Origin of the sequence: Kitasatospora purpeofusca (assembly GCF_034043715.1) — a bacterium.
Taxonomy (GTDB): domain Bacteria; phylum Actinomycetota; class Actinomycetes; order Streptomycetales; family Streptomycetaceae; genus Kitasatospora; species Kitasatospora purpeofusca_A.
Map to the genome: position 1 here is coordinate 68,764 of NZ_JAXCLC010000012.1, position 16,019 is coordinate 84,782.

Below are 16,019 nucleotides of genomic sequence, written 5' to 3' on the forward strand. Positions count from 1 at the left end.
AGGTTAGCAACGACCGTCCGCCGACGGACGATCCCGTGCGGGACTGTTTCCGCACGGCCCGGGCACCCGGCGCCCGGACACCCGCGCGCCGGGGTGCCGCCGGGCTACGGAATGCCGAGCTCGAACAGCGCGTACCCCGCGTACCAGCCGGCCGCCACCGCCGGCACCGCGAACAGCCCGGCCACCGTGCTCGGCCGCAGCCGGCGCAGCGCCACCGCCAGGCCGACGCACAGCGGGAAGGCCGGCAGCAGGTAGCGGGAGATGTTGCCGTAGATCTGGTTACTGCTCAGCGCCATGAAGACGGTCAGCAGCGTGTAGACCACCAGGACCAGCGGCGGCCGAAGCCTCAGCAGCAGCACCAGCAGTCCGGGCAGCGCGATCAGCAGGCACACCGCGATCAGGTCCGGCGCCGGATTGGACTGCCAGAACGTCCAGTGCCCGGTGACCGTGTCCAGGGTGCTGCTCAGGGTGGACGCGCCCCAGTCGAAGTAGCGGTTCCAGGCGCCGCGCTGGAGCTTGAAGTAGCCGGTCCAGTCGCCCATCCGCCAGCCGACCCAGGCGATGTAGCCGAGCATGCCCCACGGGGTGATCAGCATCGCGATCAGCGGCCGGGCCACCCCGTCGGTGCGCCGCACCAGCGCCACCAGCGCGGAGATCGAGACCGCGGCGATCACCGTGGCCGCCGTCGGCCGGTTGAGACCGGCGACCAGGGCGAGGACGCCGGCGGCCGGCCAGCGGCGGGTCATCACGCAGTAGCAGGCCCAGGCCGAGAGGGCGACGAACAGGGAGTCGGAGTAGACCGCCCACTCCACGCCCGAGCCCGGGAACAGTCCCCAGATCACCGCGGCGGTCACACCGGCCCGGAAGCCGCCGAGCCGCTCCGCGATCGCGAAGATCCCGGCGGCGGCGACGAAGGAGGCCAGCACCGAGACGACGATCCCCGAGCCGTACGGTCCGAGCCCGGTCACCGCGCCGACCAGCCGCATCAGCCAGGGGTAGAGCGGGAAGAACGCCGCCGAGTTCTCGTAGTAGGTGGCCAGCGGGTAGCCGTGCAGCGGGATCAGCTGCGGGTCGTAGCCGTTCTCCGCGATCCGCTGGTACCAGATGCCGTCCCAGGTGCCGAGCACGTCCCAGGGGCGGGCGCCGCCGCCGCGTCCGGGGTCCTTCTTCAGGAAGTCCTCGGTGTGCGAGAGCAGCAGCAGGAAGACGGTCAGCCCGGTCGCCTTGACCACCGCGTACGCGCCGAGCGCCGGCGCGAAGCGGTCGACCAGGGCGCCGATCCGGCCCGGCCCCGGGGCCGGGGTGTCCGGCCGACCGTTCTCCTCCGGGTCCACCGACCCGGACGGCGGCGGGTCGGACGACGGGGAGGACGACGAGGGCACGCCCGCGCCACCGCCCGACGACTCGGTGCTCGATGCCGTGCTCATCAGCTCTGGTACTCCCCGCCCCACTCGCGTCCGGCGCGCCGACCGACACCGCGACGCCGGGCGAGCCTACGACACCCCGCCCGCCGCACGGGTGGGCAGCCCGTCCCGTGGCCGGGCGGGCGGGTCGTGGACGGACCGGCCGCAGGGGTGGCGGCAGGCCGGACCCGGCCTGCCGCCGGAAGCCGGCGGTGCTGACGGCGACCGCCGTCGGCACCGGGGGCGGCAACGCCGCGAGCCGCCACTCCGCACCCCAGGAGGGAAGCGCGGGAGCGGCGGCTCGCACCGGCCGGACCGAGGAACGATCAGCCGTGGTTGACGCAGGTGTTGCCGAAGGCCGGGTTCAGCAGACCGACGATGTCGATCGTGTTGCCGCACAGGTTGACCGGCACGTGCACCGGAATCTGCAGCTGGTTGCCGGAGATGACACCGGGGGAGCCGGCAGCGACACCCTCCGCGCCGGAGCTGGCCATCGCGGAACCGGCACCGGCGGCCACGATGCCGACAACAGCGGCGCCGACGGCGGCCGTCTTCTTGATGCTCATGAGGAGCCTCCTGACTGTTCGACAGAGATGCACGGGGAGTGCGACATCTCCAACGAGACCCGGTCGAGGCGGTTGCGAGGGCATGCCCACTGTCACCCATCCGGAGGAACGGAGCCTCGTCCGGGCATTCGGGTGACTACCGAGTCCGACCGTTTCCCCCGGCGCACTGCCTCGTTCTCACAGTCGGAACACGCTCCACCGCCCGCTACGACGAGGAGATCCGCCGCCGGTCCAAGCCCGTCCGGAATTCCTCCCGGTCGCGCGTCGATGCGAATTCTTCCCGGCCGTGCGGGAATCGTTCGCGGCGCACGGTACCGCGGCGGCCGCTCATCGCCCGCACCACGGGCGACACGCGCCATCTGGGCCGCCCGAGTGACAATCACGGTATTCCCAGAAGCCACCGGGCCAGGATTTCACCTTGCCCGGATCCCGACTATTCCACAGACGGTCGGGAAGAAATCGGAGGAAGAACCACATGCGTAACCTCAAGAAGGCTGCCGCCCTGTCCCTCGTCACCGCCGGTCTGGTGGTCGGTGCGGCCGGTGGCGCGTTCGCCAGCTCCGGTGCCCAGGGCGTCGCCGCCGGCTCCCCGGGTGTGCTCTCCGGCAACCAGATCCAGATCCCGGTGCACATCCCGCTCAACGTCTGCGGCAACTCCATCGGTGTTGTCAGCATCCTCAACCCGGCGTTCGGCAACACCTGCGTCAACCACGGCTGACCCGGCCGTCGCCGCACCGGCGACAGTCGATCGGCCGCGCCCGTGCCGCATCCCGCCCCGGGCGGGGTGCGGCCCGCTCAACCCGTGTGTGATCTAGGAGATCAACCCCCATGCAGAACGTGAAGAAGGTCGCCGTCCTCTCCGCCGCCGCCGCCGGCCTGGTGCTCGGTGCCGCTGGCGGCGCCGCCGCCAGCTCCGGCGCGGAGGGCGTCGCCGCCGGCTCGCCCGGTGTCGTCTCCGGCAACCAGCTCCAGGTCCCGGTGCACATCCCGGTCAACCTGTGCGGCAACTCCATCAACGTGATCGGTCTGCTGAACCCGGCGTTCGGCAACACCTGCATCAACGCGGAGGCCGAGCAGCACCACCACGACATGGACGACTGCTGATCCCCATCGGCACGCGTTCCGCCCGAACTGCCCCCCGGCCCGCCGGCCGGGGGGCGGTTCGGCGTACCCGGGCACGGTCCGGTCGCCCGGGGCACCCCTCCCCCCGAAGGTGATTGCGCATGGTTTCGAAGAAGAGCGGGGCCGGCCTCGCCGCCGCCCTGGGCGCCGCGATGCTGCTCGGCGGCGCCGGCGCGGCGCACGCGGCCCCCGCCGAGGGCGGTGCCGCCCTGACCAAGACCGACGTCAACCAGGCGCTCGGCGGCACCACCACCGGGCTCGGCTACGCCGTGGCGCCGGTCAAGGACCTCCGCCTGGACCCGTGGGCCAACTCCTCGGCCGACGTGCTGAACAACGGCGCGACCGTCCAGCCGGTGGACTCCGGCCTGGCGCCGGTCGGCACCGATCTGCTGACCGGGCCGCTCAGCGCCGGCGGCGGTCCGCGCGACCTGCCGCTGGTCGGCGGGCTGCTCGGCGCGCTGCCCGGCTGAGCCGCCGTACCCGCAGCGCGCACGCCGGGAGCCCGGCACCCCGTCCTGCGACACGGGGTGCCGGGCTCCCGGACTGTCCGGGGCGACCTCTACAGCTGCGCCAGGCCCGCCAGGCCGGTCTCCTGGACCACGCCGGTGGTGGTCGCGGTCGTGGTGGTCGCCAGGTTGTCCACCGAGTCGGTCACCGAGATCCGCTCGTCCTCGTTGCCCAGCGAGGCGCTGGCGCCGGGCACCGCCTGCACCGCGCCGGTCACCAGCCGCGGGTCGATCTCGTCCACCTTGAGCCGCCCGTCGGCGAGCTGGCCGGTGCCGTCCTTGGCCAGCGACAGCGGCTTGCCGAGACCGATCCCGGGGGTGTCGGCGTGCAGCGGCGCCGCCGGGGCGTCCAGCAGCAGCTCGCCGAGGTCGGCGCCCCGGTCGAGCAGCGGCAGCGGCAGCTCGGCCTTGGCGGTCGGGCCGACCCGGCCGGTGCCCAGCGGCGGCACGACGCGCTCCGGGATCAACGCGTCCCCGGTGGTGTGGGCGGGCACGGGGGGCATCAGCAGCGAGGTCGGGATGCCGCCCGAGATCCGGCTGTCCAGCGGTGCCACCGGGATGTCCACCGGCACCTGCTGGGTGGCCAGCTGCTCCTCCAGGGCCCCCACCTGCTCGGGGCCGACCGGGGCGGCGGAGGCCGCCCCCTGGGAGGCGAGCATGCCCGCACCGACCGCCAGCAGCATCGCGCCGGCCCGCTTGGAGAACCTCATGCTTTTCACCGTTCTGCCTGTCCGTAGTGGAGATCTCTACAGGGAAGGGCTGCGCGGGCGCAGCCTGGAGCGATGTGCTCAACGATCCACCCGGACCCCGGATTGCGGGCGTTAACCGGTTCGGGCTAATAATCCGACAAGAAACACCCGGCCGTCGCGCCTCCCGGACTCTTTTCAGAAATCCCCGTAACCTTCCGTGCCGTCATTCTTTGATCTGAGCGTCAGTGACCGCAGACCGGGCCTGAGCGTTGTACGCGTTGTACGCACGGAAACTCAAGAGCTTTTCAGAGAGGGATCTCCCATGATCCAGAAGTCCTTCGCGGCCGCCGGCCTGGCCGCCGCCGCGCTGGCCGCCGCCGCGGCGCCGGCCTCGGCCATCGGTGACTCGGACGGCTCCGCCGGGTCGTTCCAGGGCAACGGCGGCACCAACTTCACCGGCACCGTCGGTGACCACAGCCCGAACTTCCACTTCCTGGACAACGCGAACATCTGCCTGCCCGAGATCCACAACATCGCGGTCGGCGTCCTCGGTGTGGCCGTCCCGGTCGAGGTCCCGATCGCCAACAGCGGTGGCAAGCAGTACTGCACCCAGGGCCAGGGCACCCAGACCAAGGGCGACTCGGGCGTCTCCCACCTGATCGGCTGACCTGCTCGTCCCAAGCTGCGTCATCCCTCCTGATCCACCCTTCGAATCGCTCCCCGATTCACCCCTGAGAGGAACACCGAAATGATCAAGAAGTCTCTCGCCGCCGCCGGCCTGGCCGCCGCCGCCATCGCGATGTCCGCCGGCTCGGCCTCCGCCATCGCCGACTCGGACGGCGCCGCCGTCTCGGCCCAGGGCAACGGCGGTACCAACCAGACCGGCACCCACGGCGACCACAGCCCGAACTTCCACACCCTCGACAACGCGAACATCTGCCTGCCGGAGGTCCACAACATCGCGGTCGCCGTCCTCGGCGTGGCCGTCCCGGTCGAGGTGCCGATCCTCAACAGCACCCCGAAGCAGATCTGCAACGTCGGCCAGAACACCCAGTCCTCGGGCGACGCGGGTGTCTCGCACCTGATCGGCTGATCCGGCCGCACGGCGCGACGGAGGGCCCGGGGACGTCTGGTCCCCGGGCCCTCCGGGCGTACCGGGCCGGGACGTCCGGCCGGGGGCCGCTCGGGCGGCGTCCGGCCGGGTGACAGGCCGTCGGCGGGGCGCGTGGGGCGCCGCGCCGGACGGCAGCTTGTGGTCCCGTGGCAGGACCGGTACCGGACACCGGTCCCTAGCACACGTCAGAGGCAGGGCGCCCGCACGGGGCGCTCCGGAAGAGAGGGCAGATCCATGAAGAGCAAGCTGGTCAAGGTCACTCTGACCGCCGTCGGCGCGCTGGCGCTGGCCGGCCTGGCCGCCCCGGCGGCGTCCGCGCACGTCGGCGTGGTCGGTGGCGGCGAGTTCGCCGCCTCGGCCCACCCGGTGTTCGTGGCCGGAGAGTGGTGGGGCCTCGCCCACACCTCGAACATCCACGCCGGTGCGCACGGCTGGGGCGCCGCCACCTCCACCGACGCGGTCGGCGGCGAGGAGGGCTTCGCCCACCTCGGCGGCTGGTAGCACGCACGGAGGCCGGGTCCCCTCCCGAAGGGGGCCCGGCCTCCGCCGTGTCCTGGTCCTGCTGCCGGTCCTGCTGCCGGCCCTGGTCCTGGTCCGGCTACTTCACCATCGCGGCGGCCTCGAGGGCCCAGTAGGTGAGGATCTGCTCGGCGCCGGCCCGGCGCAGCGAGGTCAGCGTCTCCAGGATCATCCGCTCCCGGTCGATCCAGCCGTTGGCCGCGGCCGCCTCGACCATCGCGTACTCGCCGGACACCTGGTACGCGGAGACCGGCACCGGCGAGGCGTCGGCCACCTGGCGCAGGATGTCGAGGTAGGCCATGCCCGGCTTCACCATCACCAGGTCGGCGCCCTCGGCGACGTCCAGCGCCAGCTCCCGCAGCGCCTCCCGGGCGTTGGCCGGGTCCTGCTGGTAGCTCTTGCGGTCGCCCTTCAGCGAGGAGCCGACCGCCTCCCGGAACGGGCCGTAGAACGCCGAGGCGTACTTGGCGGTGTAGGCGAGGATGCCGACGTCCTGGTGGCCGGCCTCGTCCAGGGCCTGGCGGACCACGCCGATCTGGCCGTCCATCATCCCGGACGGGCCGACCAGGTGGACGCCCGCGTCCGCCTGCACCCGGGCCATCTCGGCGTACCGCTCCAGGGTGGCGTCGTTGTCCACCGAGCCGTCCGCGGCCAGCACACCGCAGTGGCCGTGGTCGGTGTACTCGTCCAGGCAGAGGTCCGACATGACCACCAGGGCGTCACCGACCTCGGCGACCACGTCCCGGATCGCCTGCTGGAGGATGCCGTCGGGGTTGGTGCCCTCGCTGCCGGTCGCGTCCTGCGTCTCGGGGACGCCGAACAGCATGACGCCGCCGAGGCCCGCCGCGGCCGCCTCGGTGACGGCCTTGCGCAGGGTCTCCCGGGTGTGCTGGACCACGCCCGGCATCGACGAGACCGGGACCGGCTCGCGCACGCCCTCGCGGACGAACAGCGGCAGGATCAGCTCCGCCGGGTGCAGCCGGGTCTCCGCGACCAGCCGGCGCATCGCCGGGGTCGAGCGCAGCCGGCGCGGGCGGACGTACGGGAATTCAGCGGACACGGCTTCTCTCTCCGAACGGTGGTGCTGGTGCCGGGGGCGGCGGATGGTCCGCCCCCGGCCTCGATTCAGCGCGCGGCCTTGCGGCGCGAGCCGGGGCGGCGCTCGCTGGGCCGGTAGACCGGCTCACCGGCGGCGGTCGCGGTGTCCCGGCGCTTGGCCCCGAAGTCTGCCAGGGCCTGCGCCAGCGCCGCGGCCGACGGGGCCGGGGCCATCACGTCGACCCGCAGGCCGTGCTCCTCGGCGGTCTTCGCGGTGGCCGGGCCGATGCAGGCGATGACCGTCACGTTGTGCGGCTTGCCCGCGATGCCGACCAGGTTCCGCACGGTCGAGGACGAGGTGAACAGCACCGCGTCGAAGCCGCCGCCCTTGATCGCCTCCCGGGTCTCGGCCGGCGGCGGCGAGGCACGCACCGTCCGGTACGCCGTCACGTCGTCGACCTCCCAGCCCAGCTCGACCAGGCCGGCCACCAGGGTCTCGGTGGCGATGTCGGCGCGCGGCAGCAGCACCCGGTCGATCGGGTCGAACACCGGGTCGTAGGGCGGCCAGTCCTCCAGCAGCCCGGCCGCGGACTGCTCGCCGGACGGCACCAGGTCCGGCTTCACGCCGAAGTCGACCAGCGCCTGCGCGGTGGTCTCGCCGACCGCCGCCACCTTGATCCCGGCGAACGCCCGGGCGTCCAGCCCGTACTCCTCGAACTTCTCGCGCACCGCGCGCACCGCGTTCACCGAGGTGAAGGCGATCCACTCGTACCGGCCGGTGACCAGGCCCTTGATCGCCCGCTCCATCTGCTGCGGGGTGCGCGGCGGCTCGACCGCGATGGTCGGCACCTCCTGCGGCACCGCGCCGTACGAGCGCAGCTGCTCGGACAGGCCGTGCGCCTGCTCCTTGGTGCGCGGCACCAGGACGTTCCAGCCGAACAGCGGCTTGGTCTCGAACCAGGAGTGCGAGGAGCGGTGGGCGACCTGCTCACCGACCACGGCTATCACCGGGGTGGCCGGGTCCACCGGGGCGGACACCGGCGCGGGCAGCACCCGGGCGGCCTTGAGGTCCGCCGCTATGGTGGCCAGGGTCGCGGTGAAGGTGCGCTGGCGGGTGGTGGTGCCGGAGAGCGTCGCGCTGAGCGCCGACTCCGGCTTGCGGCCGTTGGAGACCAGCGCGTTGGCGGTGGCCGGCAGCTGGCCCAGGGTGGTGCGCACGACCAGGGTGGTCTCCGGCGCGCCCAGGTCCACCGGGGAGCCGGCCAGCAGCGCGGCGGCCTCCACGAAGCGGACGTCCGTCCCGGCGGCGCCGCGCAGCGGCACCCCGGCGTAGGCCGGCACGCCGACCGACTGGGCGACGCCCGGGATCACCTCGAAGGCGATCCCGGCCCCGGCGCAGCCGAGCATCTCCTCGGCGGCGCAGCCGTCCAGGCCCGGGTCGCCGTCGACGGTCCGCACCACGTGCTTGCCGGAGCGCACGGCCTCGGCGACCAGGTGCGCCAGGTCGAAGTCCGGCCCCTCGGTACCGGGGGCGTGCACCTGCACGCCCGAGGGACAGTGGCTGCGCACGGCGGCCGCGGTCAGCGGGTCGGCGACCAGGACGTCGGCCGAGGCCAGGACCTCGACCGCGCGCAGGGTCAGCAGGCCCGGGTCGCCGGGGCCCGCGCCCAGGAACGTGCACCGGCCGGTGGCGGGCACCGTACCCCCGAACGGGCTGTCGGCCGGGAACGGGCTGTCGGTGGCGGCGGTGGGGCTCATCGGGCTCGCTCCCCCATCAGGGCGGCCGCGCCCGCGTCGAGCAGCCGGGCGGCCAGCGCGCGGCCGAGGGCCACCGCCTGCTGCTCGGCGGTCTCGTCGAGGACGATCGGACCATCGGCGGACATCTTCAGCAGGGTGGCGCCGTCGACGGTGCCGACCACGCCCTCCAGCCGCAGTTCGGATCGGTGGCCCCAGCCGGCCAGCGCGGCGACCGGTGCGGAGCAGCCGGCCTCCAGGGTGGCGAGCAGGGCCCGCTCGGCGGCCACCGCGACCCGGGTGGGGGCGTGGTCGAGGCCCGCCAGCGCGGCGGCCAGACCGCCCCCTTCCGGGAGTGCGGCGGCGGCGCACTCGATGGCGAGCGCGCCCTGGCCGGGGGCCGGGAGCATCAGCTCGGGGTCGAGGTGCTCGGTGATCTCCGCGGACCGGCCGAGCCGGTTCAGACCCGCGGTGGCCAGCACCACGGCGTCCAGCTCGCCGGAGGCCACGAAGCCGATCCGGGTGTCCACGTTGCCGCGGATCGCGACGGTCTCCAGCCGGTCGCCGCGTTCGCGGGCCCAGGCGTTCAGCTGCGCCATGCGGCGCGGCGAACCGGTGCCGATCCGGGCCGGGCGGCCGGCTCCGGCCAGCTTCTCCACCAGCTCGCCGAGCGCCAGGCCCTCGCGCGCCACCAGGGCGTCGCGGCTGTCCTCGCGCTCGGGGACGGCGGCCAGCAGCAGGCCCTCGGGGGCCGCGGTCGGCAGGTCCTTGAGCGAGTGCACGGCGAAGTCGATCCGTCCCTCGAGCAGCGCGTCGCGCAGCGCGGAGACGAACACACCGGTGCCGCCGATCTGGGCCAGCGCCTCGCGGGAGGTGTCGCCGTAGGTGGTGATCTCCACCAGCTCGACGGGGCGCCCGGTGAGGCGGGTCACCTCGCGGGCGACCATGCCCGACTGCGCCATGGCGAGCGCGCTGCGCCGGGTGCCGAGCCGCAGGGGTGCCGCGGTGGTGTCCGGTGCATGGCCGGTGAGCGGTTGACCATTCATGGGGTGATCGTCCCGGTGGTACTCGTGGGATGGCTGACGGTTCATCCGGCGCCCCCGCCCGCAGGCTGCTGGGTGCCGATCGGAGTGCCCGAGACCGCGTGGACGGCGGCCGGGTCGAGGTCGAACAGTTCACGCAGTGCCTCCGCGTAGGAGGCGCCGCCGGGCTCGGCGGCCAGCTGCTTCACCCGCACGGTGGGGGCGTGCAGCAGCTTGTCGACGACCCGGCGGACGGTCTGGCCGATCTCGGCGCGCGAGCGCTCGTCCAGACCGGGCAGCCGGGAGTCCAGGCGGGCCAGCTCGGTGGCGACCACGCCGGAGGCCATCGCGCGCAGCGCCACCACGGTGGGGGCGATCCGCGCGGCCCGCTGGGCCGCGCCGAAGGCGCTGACCTCCTCGGCGACGATGCCGGTGACGGCGTCGACGTCCCCGGCGCCGGGAGTGGCGGCGTGGGCGTGCGAGAGGCTCTCCAGGTCGACCAGGAGTGCGCCGGGCAGCTCGTGCACGGCGTGGTCGACGTCGCGCGGCATGGCGAGGTCGAGGAAGGCGAGGGGGGTGGTGGCGGCGCGCGCGGCGACGGCGGCGGCGACGTCGTCCGCCCCGATCACCGTGCCGGCCGCGCCGGTGCAGGAGATCACCAGGTCGACGTCGGCCAGCGCCTCGGGCACCTTGGCCAGGTCCAGGGTGCGGGCGACGTCCCCGCCGAGGATCTCGACCAGCCGCTCGGCGCGCTCCGGCGTCCGGTTGGCGATCAGCAGGTCCGTCACGCCCGAGCGGACCAACGTGGCGGCGGCCAGCGAGCTCATCGAGCCCGCGCCGACCACCAGCGCCCGCTTGCCCGCGATCGCGCCCGCGCCGGCCGCGACCTGCTCCAGGCCGAAGGTCACCAGGGACTGGCCGGCCTTGTCGATGCCGGTCTCGCTGTGCGCCCGCTTGCCGACCCGCAGGGCCTGCTGGAAGAGCTCGTTGAGGCCGCGCGCGGCGGTGTGCTCCTCCTGCGCCGTGGCCAGGGCGTCGCGCAGCTGGCCCAGGATCTGGCCCTCGCCGACCACCATCGAGTCCAGGCCGCAGGCCACCGAGAAGAGGTGGTGGACCGCGCGGTCCTCGTAGTGGACGTAGAGGTGGGAGGTCAGCTCCTCCAGGTCGACCCCGCTGTGGTGGGCGAGCAGCAGCGACAGCTCGGCGACGCCGGCGTGGAACTTGTCCACGTCCGCGTACAGCTCGATCCGGTTGCAGGTGTTGACCAGCGCCGCCTCGGCGACGGTCGCGGACGCGGCCGCGTCGTGCAGCAGCCGGGTCGGCACCTCACCGGTCAGCGCGGCCCGCTCCAGCACGCCGACCGGGGCCGTGCGATGGCTCAGCCCTACGACGAGAAGACTCACGCCCGCCCCCTGGTCCCGCGGTTCTCGGTCCCGCTCATGCCGGCATCACCGCGGACAGCTCGCCCTCGCCGGGCTTGCCGGGCTTGCCCTGCGCCGTCGGCTCCGCGTCCTTGGCCGACTCGGCGGCGGTGCGGGGCTTGGTGCTGCCGCTGGCCGCGCGGCGCAGCTTGGCCGCGGCGGCGCGGACCGGGCCGGGGGCGCGGTCGAGCACGGACTCCGTGCGGTCCGGCTCGTCGCCGGCCTTGCGCTGCTCGTGGAAGGCGAGGATCTGCAGCTCGATGGAGAGGTCCACCTTGCGCACGTCCACGCCGTCCGGGACGGTCAGCACGGTCGGGGCGAAGTTCAGGATGCTGGTGACACCGGCCTCGACCAGCCGGTCGCAGACCTGCTGGGCGGCGCCGGGCGGCGTGGTGATGACACCGATCGAGACGTGCTGGCTCTCCACGATGGACTCCAGTTCGTCCATGTGGCGCACCGGCAGGCCGGCCGCGCTGCTGCCGACCACGGTCGGGTCGGCGTCCAGCAGGGCGGCCACCCGGAAGCCGCGGGAGGCGAAGCCGCCGTAGTTGGCGAGGGCGTGGCCGAGGTTCCCGATGCCGACGATGACGACCGGCCAGTCCTGGGTCAGGCCCAGCTCGCGGGAGATCTGGTAGACGAGGTACTCGACGTCGTAGCCGACCCCGCGGGTGCCGTAGGAGCCCAGGTAGGAGAAGTCCTTGCGCAGCTTGGCGGAGTTCACCCCGGCCGCGGCCGCCAACTCCTCGGAGGAGACGGTCGGCACCGAGCGCTCGGAGAGCGCGGTGAGCGCCCGCAGGTACAGCGGGAGCCGGGCGACCGTCGCCTCCGGGATGCCCCGGGCACGCGAAGGTCGGCGCGCGGCGCCCTGGTCGGGCGTCTGCGAACTGCTCTGTGGTGATCGGCCGATTGCCACGGTGCTCCTGTGGGTGAAGCTGGGCTTTGGCAGCCAGGTTATGCGTTTGTGAACGTGTGCACAAAGATGGTGTCCGATTTGTCCACGCACAGTGATGCGCATCACGCCGTGGACCCCATAGCACCGGCCGCTTTCCGGGGCGCCGCCGGGGGCGGTGCAAGGGGTGGCCGAGGGCCGTACAGCAGGGCTTTCGGCAGCCCCGGCGGAGCCGGGCGGGAGGACCCGCGCGGGAGCAGCGGCACCGGCTCCCCGGACGGGGCCGACCGGGCCCGACCCAGCCTCGGCCACGGCACCCCGGCCGCCTCCCGCAGCGGCTCCGCCCAGTCGTCCGGCGGACAGGACGGCGCGGCCAGGCAGTGGCGGAGCAGGTCGGCGGTGGCCCGGGCGTCGCCGAGCGCGGTGTGCGCGGCGAAACCGCCGAGACCGGCCGCCGCCACACAGGCCGCCAGGCCGAAGCCGCCGGCCTCCGGCAGGTGGGTCCGGGCCAGCCGCATCGTGCACAGCGAGGGCACCGGCGGCAGCGGGACCCCGATCCGGGCGAACTCGCGATCCAGGAAGGCGTGGTCGCAGGTGACGTGATGGCCGACCAGCACCCGGCCGGCCAGCAGCTCCAGCAGCAGCGGCGCGATCTCGCGGAAGCGCGGGGCGCCCTCGACATCCTCCTGCGCTATCCGGTGCACATGGGTCGGGCCGACCGGGCCGAGCGGGTCCAGCAGGGTGCAGAACTCGCCCTCGGAGCGGAGCCGCTCGTCCAGCAGCACCACCGCCACCTCGACCACCCGGTGCCGCCAGGGACTGCGGCCGGTCGCCTCCACGTCCACCACGGCGAAGCCCCCACCCGCGGCCGACGGCTCGGCGGGCGCATCCAGGGGCGGACCGGGAAGCATGGCGGCACTCCTCGCGTGCTCAGCCCCCCATGGGCGCGGACGAGTTCGATCGTAAGCCGACCGACGGCCGGTGCTCCAAGCCCGGAACGCGGATTCTTCACAACGATTCGGCGAACCGCCCCCGCCGTTCGGCGGGGGCGCGGGAGGCCCCGGCGCAGCGGGCGGGAACCTCCCCGCCGGGGCCGCCGGAGCCGGGGTCAGGCGCCGAGCGCGGCCCGGAGGCGCTTCTCGTCCACCCGCCAGAAGTCGTGCTGGCGCCCGTCGATCAGGGTGACCGGGATCTGCTCCCAGTAGAGGTGGTGGAGCTCCGGGTCCTGGGTGATGTCCTTCTCCTCGAAGGCCGCGCCGAGCTCGGCCGCCACCCGGACGATCACCTCCCGGGCGTCGTCGCACAGATGGCAGCCGGGCTTGGCCACCAGGGTCACCGTCCGGCCGGCCGGCTCCGGGCCCCGGTTCTTGTCACGTCGCAGCAGTGGACTCACCCCGCCATTGTGCGCCGCCCCGGCGGGCGGGCCGGACCGGGCCGCCCCTTCCGCCGTTCACCCGTCGGGCACGTCGCCGTCACGGCCGCCGCACAGGTGGCTGGCTATGCTCGACGGCATGGCCGTGCTCCGAAGGCTCACCCAGTCAAGGCGCCCCACCGGCTCGCGGGCCGCGCTGGCGGGCGAGGCCGCGGCGGAGGCGGCGGAGGCCGCCCTGCGGGCCGCCCCGGAGCCCGCCGGGGAGGCCCCGACCGAGCCGGCCGGCGGGAGCCTGCCGACGGCGGACGCCCGGCCGGCCGAGGGGACGGGACCCACCGGGGACGAGCCCGCCCGGCGCGGCAGGGCGCCCAGGCCCCCCGCCGAGAACCACACCCCCGAGCCGGACGACCCGCGCGCCGCCGCCTTCTTCGACTGCGACAACACCATCCTGCGCGGGGCCGCGATCTTCTACCTCGGGGTCGGGCTCTACCGGCGGGGCTTCCTCACCCGCCGGGACATCGCGCGCTTCGCCTGGCAGCAGGCCTGGTTCCGGCTGTACGGCGCCGAGGACCCGGACCACGTGGCCGACGCCCAGCACACCGCCCTGGGCCTGGTCGCCGGCAAGCGGACCGCCGAACTGGAGGCGCTCTGCGAGGAGGTCTTCGAGGAGGTCATCGCCGACAAGGTGTGGCCGGGCACCCGCGCGCTGGTCCAGATGCACCTGGACGCCGGGCAGCGGGTCTGGCTGGTCACCGCCGCCCCGGTGGAGGTGGCCCGGATCATCGCGGCCCGGCTCGGCATGACGGGGGCGCTCGGCACCGTCGCCGAGGCGCGCGACGGCGCGTACACCGGCCGACTGGTCGGCGAGCTGCTGCACGGGCCGGCCAAGGCGGCCGCGGTGCGCTCGCTGGCCCGGCGGGAGCGGCTCGAGCTCGACCGCTGCGCCGCGTACAGCGACTCGGCCAACGACATCCCGATGCTCTCGCTGGTGGGCCACCCCTACGTGGTGAACCCGGACGGCGCGCTGCGGCGGCACGCCCGCGCGCAGGGCTGGCGGGTCCGGGACTTCCGGACCGGGCGCAAGGCCGCCCGGGTCGGGCTGCCGGCCGCGGCCGCGCTCGGCGTGGCCGCGGGCGCCGTCGCGGCCTGGGCCGCGCTGCACCGCCGGCACCGCGGCTGAGCGGCCGAGTGGCCCAGCGGCCGGGCGAACCGGGCGCCGCGCACGGCCGGAGGGGCTCGCGCCGGGGTGAACCCGGTCAATTCGCGCGCTGACGATGCCGCCCGTACGGGCGAACTCCCGTGCGTCGCGGACCCGTCCGGCCCCCTCGATCGAACTCGTCAGCCAGTGACCGGATCTGATCGTTCGCCAGCTCGACAAAGTCGGGGGTTATCGGGCCCCAGAACCGGGAAACCGCCCGCCACGCCACCGAATTGGTCACCAGGCGCACCCGTTCTGTCACGTTGAGCCAGGCGATCGCCGACATGTTCGGTCAGTGTCGGCCGGATATACGTCCAATGCGGATCCCAAACGACCACTTCGACCACACGGTGTAGCTGTCATTGCACAAAGCGTTATTCTCTCCTGGATGCACGTCACCCAACCGCCCCAGCGCGACCCGGGGGGCGCGGACGTGCTCTCCGCGCAGGCGGAGGTGATCCGTCCACAGTTCTGCCTCTGGGAGTCCCGTGTACCCACCCGTCCGGAACGACGCGCCTGCACCCTCCCGCCCGTCGTCCGCGCCCCTGCGCTCCCGTACCAGCCTCCGCGGCCGTCCGGTCCCGCCCCGGCAGATCTCCACCGGCCTGGACCTGCTGCGCACCCTGCTCCGCAGCCAGCTCACCGCCGTCCCCCAACTGGTGCCCGCCGGAGCCTCGTTCGGCCAGACCCAGGACCGTCCCGGCACCCCCCTGCTGCGCACCACCGCGGCCGGCTCGACCGGGGCCGGCACCCGGGGCCGGGCCGGCAGCACCGGCGGCCGCAGCCGCTCCCGCACCACCACCGGCCCCGGTTACGAGACCGAGCACAATCCGATCATGGAGCTGGTCGAGCGCGCCCAGGCCGGCGAGAGCGAGGCCTTCGGCCGGCTCTACGACCACTACGCGGACACCGTCTACCGCTACATCTACTACCGGGTCGGCAGCCGGGCCACCGCCGAGGACCTCACCAGCGAGACGTTCCTGCGCGCGCTGCGCCGGATCGGCACCTTCACCTGGCAGGGCCGGGACTTCGGCGCCTGGCTGGTGACCATCGCCCGCAACCTGGTCGCCGACCACTTCAAGTCCAGCCGGTTCCGGCTGGAGGTCACCACGGGCGAGATGCTCGACTCCAACGAGTGCGAACGGAGTCCCGAGGACTCGGTGCTGGAGTCGCTCTCCAACGCGGCCCTGCTGGAGGCGGTCCACCGGCTGAACCCGCAGCAGCAGGAGTGCGTCACGCTGCGCTTCCTCCAGGGCCTGTCGGTCGCCGAGACCGCCCGGATCATGGGCAAGAACGAGGGTGCCATCAAGACCCTCCAATACCGCGCCGTGCGCACCCTCGCCCGTCTGCTCCCGCCCGACGCGCGGTGAACCGGCGGCGGTCCGGGGAGCCCCCCGGGGAAGCGGCGGGAGAGATAGTGGGCGGG

At 74.0% G+C, this 16,019-nt stretch carries 19 protein-coding genes; 8 read left to right on the top strand and 11 right to left on the bottom strand.

Annotation, left to right across the window (positions count from 1 at the left end; genetic code table 11):
- Positions 1–104: 104 nt before the first annotated feature.
- Both SM793_RS09070 and SM793_RS09075 read right to left on the bottom strand, forming a co-directional pair.
- Entirely contained in the window at positions 105–1,427 is a 1,323-nt protein-coding gene (locus tag SM793_RS09070; RefSeq protein ID WP_320437553.1) for a hypothetical protein, read from the bottom strand.
- 302 nt (positions 1,428–1,729) lie between these two features.
- Entirely contained in the window at positions 1,730–1,969 is a 240-nt protein-coding gene (locus SM793_RS09075) for a chaplin (RefSeq protein WP_320437554.1), read from the bottom strand.
- Positions 1,970–2,444: 475 nt separating this feature from the next.
- Between SM793_RS09075 and SM793_RS09080 the strand changes: the two genes are divergently transcribed.
- The 3 genes from SM793_RS09080 to SM793_RS09090 all read left to right on the top strand — a co-directional run bounded on the left by SM793_RS09080 (position 2,445) and on the right by SM793_RS09090 (position 3,561).
- Positions 2,445–2,687, top strand: a complete 243-nt coding sequence (locus SM793_RS09080) for a chaplin (RefSeq protein WP_320437555.1) — start codon at positions 2,445–2,447, stop codon at positions 2,685–2,687.
- Between the two features lie 110 nt (positions 2,688–2,797).
- Positions 2,798–3,073, top strand: a complete 276-nt coding sequence (locus SM793_RS09085; RefSeq protein WP_320437556.1) for a chaplin — start codon at positions 2,798–2,800, stop codon at positions 3,071–3,073.
- Between the two features lie 119 nt (positions 3,074–3,192).
- The gene (locus SM793_RS09090) at positions 3,193–3,561 is read left to right on the top strand and encodes a hypothetical protein (RefSeq protein WP_320437557.1); all 369 of its coding nucleotides are present in this window, start codon (positions 3,193–3,195) and stop codon (positions 3,559–3,561) included.
- An 89-nt stretch (positions 3,562–3,650) separates the two neighbouring features.
- On the opposite strand, the gene SM793_RS09095 is transcribed toward SM793_RS09090, so the two are convergent.
- The gene (locus SM793_RS09095) at positions 3,651–4,307 is read right to left on the bottom strand and encodes a hypothetical protein (RefSeq protein ID WP_320437558.1); all 657 of its coding nucleotides are present in this window, start codon (positions 4,305–4,307) and stop codon (positions 3,651–3,653) included.
- Positions 4,308–4,608: 301 nt separating this feature from the next.
- Here SM793_RS09095 and SM793_RS09100 point away from each other — a divergent pair, with 301 nt between their 5' ends.
- The 3 genes from SM793_RS09100 to SM793_RS09110 all read left to right on the top strand — a co-directional run bounded on the left by SM793_RS09100 (position 4,609) and on the right by SM793_RS09110 (position 5,901).
- Positions 4,609–4,953 carry a rodlet layer protein gene (locus tag SM793_RS09100; RefSeq protein ID WP_266311667.1) on the top strand — a complete coding sequence of 115 codons (345 nt, stop codon included), beginning with the start codon at positions 4,609–4,611 and terminating at the stop codon, positions 4,951–4,953.
- 81 nt (positions 4,954–5,034) lie between these two features.
- Positions 5,035–5,379, top strand: coding sequence for a hypothetical protein (locus SM793_RS09105; RefSeq protein ID WP_037779809.1), 345 nt, complete (start codon positions 5,035–5,037; stop codon positions 5,377–5,379).
- A gap of 255 nt (positions 5,380–5,634) precedes the next feature.
- Positions 5,635–5,901 (top strand): hypothetical protein, encoded by a 267-nt coding sequence (locus SM793_RS09110; protein WP_320437559.1) that lies wholly within the window; start codon positions 5,635–5,637, stop codon positions 5,899–5,901.
- Between the two features lie 97 nt (positions 5,902–5,998).
- On the opposite strand, the gene hemB is transcribed toward SM793_RS09110, so the two are convergent.
- The 7 genes from hemB to SM793_RS09145 form a co-directional block, all read right to left on the bottom strand.
- Positions 5,999–6,979 (bottom strand): porphobilinogen synthase, encoded by a 981-nt coding sequence (gene hemB / locus SM793_RS09115; RefSeq protein WP_320437560.1) that lies wholly within the window; start codon positions 6,977–6,979, stop codon positions 5,999–6,001.
- Positions 6,980–7,044: 65 nt separating this feature from the next.
- Positions 7,045–8,715, bottom strand: a complete 1,671-nt coding sequence (locus SM793_RS09120; RefSeq protein ID WP_320437561.1) for a bifunctional uroporphyrinogen-III C-methyltransferase/uroporphyrinogen-III synthase — start codon at positions 8,713–8,715, stop codon at positions 7,045–7,047.
- A complete protein-coding gene (gene hemC / locus SM793_RS09125; protein ID WP_320437562.1) occupies positions 8,712–9,737 on the bottom strand; it encodes a hydroxymethylbilane synthase in 1,026 nt (341 codons plus the stop codon). The genes SM793_RS09120 and hemC overlap by 4 nt, the downstream gene beginning before the upstream one ends.
- Before the next feature lie 41 nt (positions 9,738–9,778).
- The gene (locus SM793_RS09130) at positions 9,779–11,116 is read right to left on the bottom strand and encodes a glutamyl-tRNA reductase (RefSeq protein WP_320437563.1); all 1,338 of its coding nucleotides are present in this window, start codon (positions 11,114–11,116) and stop codon (positions 9,779–9,781) included.
- Between the two features lie 34 nt (positions 11,117–11,150).
- The gene (locus SM793_RS09135) at positions 11,151–12,047 is read right to left on the bottom strand and encodes a redox-sensing transcriptional repressor Rex (RefSeq protein ID WP_320437564.1); all 897 of its coding nucleotides are present in this window, start codon (positions 12,045–12,047) and stop codon (positions 11,151–11,153) included.
- Between the two features lie 101 nt (positions 12,048–12,148).
- On the bottom strand, positions 12,149–12,934 hold the full coding sequence (locus tag SM793_RS09140; RefSeq protein WP_320437565.1) for a 3'-5' exonuclease: 786 nt from the start codon (positions 12,932–12,934) through the stop codon (positions 12,149–12,151).
- Positions 12,935–13,131: 197 nt separating this feature from the next.
- Positions 13,132–13,416: a glutaredoxin family protein gene (locus tag SM793_RS09145; RefSeq protein ID WP_320437566.1), complete on the bottom strand. Its 285-nt coding sequence runs from the start codon at positions 13,414–13,416 to the stop codon at positions 13,132–13,134.
- Positions 13,417–13,534: 118 nt separating this feature from the next.
- Here SM793_RS09145 and SM793_RS09150 point away from each other — a divergent pair, with 118 nt between their 5' ends.
- Positions 13,535–14,575, top strand: a complete 1,041-nt coding sequence (locus SM793_RS09150; RefSeq protein ID WP_320437567.1) for an HAD-IB family hydrolase — start codon at positions 13,535–13,537, stop codon at positions 14,573–14,575.
- A gap of 76 nt (positions 14,576–14,651) precedes the next feature.
- Here SM793_RS09150 and SM793_RS09155 read toward each other — a convergent pair whose 3' ends face one another.
- Positions 14,652–14,879: a hypothetical protein gene (locus SM793_RS09155; RefSeq protein WP_320437568.1), complete on the bottom strand. Its 228-nt coding sequence runs from the start codon at positions 14,877–14,879 to the stop codon at positions 14,652–14,654.
- 307 nt (positions 14,880–15,186) lie between these two features.
- On the opposite strand from SM793_RS09155, the gene SM793_RS09160 reads away from it, so the two are divergent.
- Complete coding sequence (locus tag SM793_RS09160; RefSeq protein WP_320437614.1) at positions 15,187–15,963, top strand: ECF subfamily RNA polymerase sigma factor, BldN family; 777 nt, start codon at positions 15,187–15,189, stop codon at positions 15,961–15,963.
- The last annotated feature ends 56 nt before the right edge of the window (positions 15,964–16,019 follow it).

Excerpts from the sequence above, each read along its gene's own strand:
- SM793_RS09090 (WP_320437557.1), top strand. The coding sequence starts at position 3,193 with ATGGTTTCGAAGAAGAGCGGGGCCGGCCTCGCCGCCGCCCTGGGCGCC.
- SM793_RS09095 (WP_320437558.1), bottom strand. The coding sequence starts at position 4,307 with ATGAGGTTCTCCAAGCGGGCCGGCGCGATGCTGCTGGCGGTCGGTGCG.
- SM793_RS09150 (WP_320437567.1), top strand. The coding sequence starts at position 13,535 with ATGGCCGTGCTCCGAAGGCTCACCCAGTCAAGGCGCCCCACCGGCTCG.
- SM793_RS09105 (WP_037779809.1), top strand. The coding sequence starts at position 5,035 with ATGATCAAGAAGTCTCTCGCCGCCGCCGGCCTGGCCGCCGCCGCCATC.
- SM793_RS09100 (WP_266311667.1), top strand. The coding sequence starts at position 4,609 with ATGATCCAGAAGTCCTTCGCGGCCGCCGGCCTGGCCGCCGCCGCGCTG.
- SM793_RS09140 (WP_320437565.1), bottom strand. The coding sequence starts at position 12,934 with ATGCTTCCCGGTCCGCCCCTGGATGCGCCCGCCGAGCCGTCGGCCGCG.
- SM793_RS09080 (WP_320437555.1), top strand. The coding sequence starts at position 2,445 with ATGCGTAACCTCAAGAAGGCTGCCGCCCTGTCCCTCGTCACCGCCGGT.
- hemC (WP_320437562.1), bottom strand. The coding sequence starts at position 9,737 with ATGAATGGTCAACCGCTCACCGGCCATGCACCGGACACCACCGCGGCA.
- SM793_RS09085 (WP_320437556.1), top strand. The coding sequence starts at position 2,798 with ATGCAGAACGTGAAGAAGGTCGCCGTCCTCTCCGCCGCCGCCGCCGGC.
- SM793_RS09110 (WP_320437559.1), top strand. The coding sequence starts at position 5,635 with ATGAAGAGCAAGCTGGTCAAGGTCACTCTGACCGCCGTCGGCGCGCTG.
- SM793_RS09120 (WP_320437561.1), bottom strand. The coding sequence starts at position 8,715 with ATGAGCCCCACCGCCGCCACCGACAGCCCGTTCCCGGCCGACAGCCCG.
- SM793_RS09070 (WP_320437553.1), bottom strand. The coding sequence starts at position 1,427 with ATGAGCACGGCATCGAGCACCGAGTCGTCGGGCGGTGGCGCGGGCGTG.
- SM793_RS09155 (WP_320437568.1), bottom strand. The coding sequence starts at position 14,879 with ATGTCGGCGATCGCCTGGCTCAACGTGACAGAACGGGTGCGCCTGGTG.
- SM793_RS09075 (WP_320437554.1), bottom strand. The coding sequence starts at position 1,969 with ATGAGCATCAAGAAGACGGCCGCCGTCGGCGCCGCTGTTGTCGGCATC.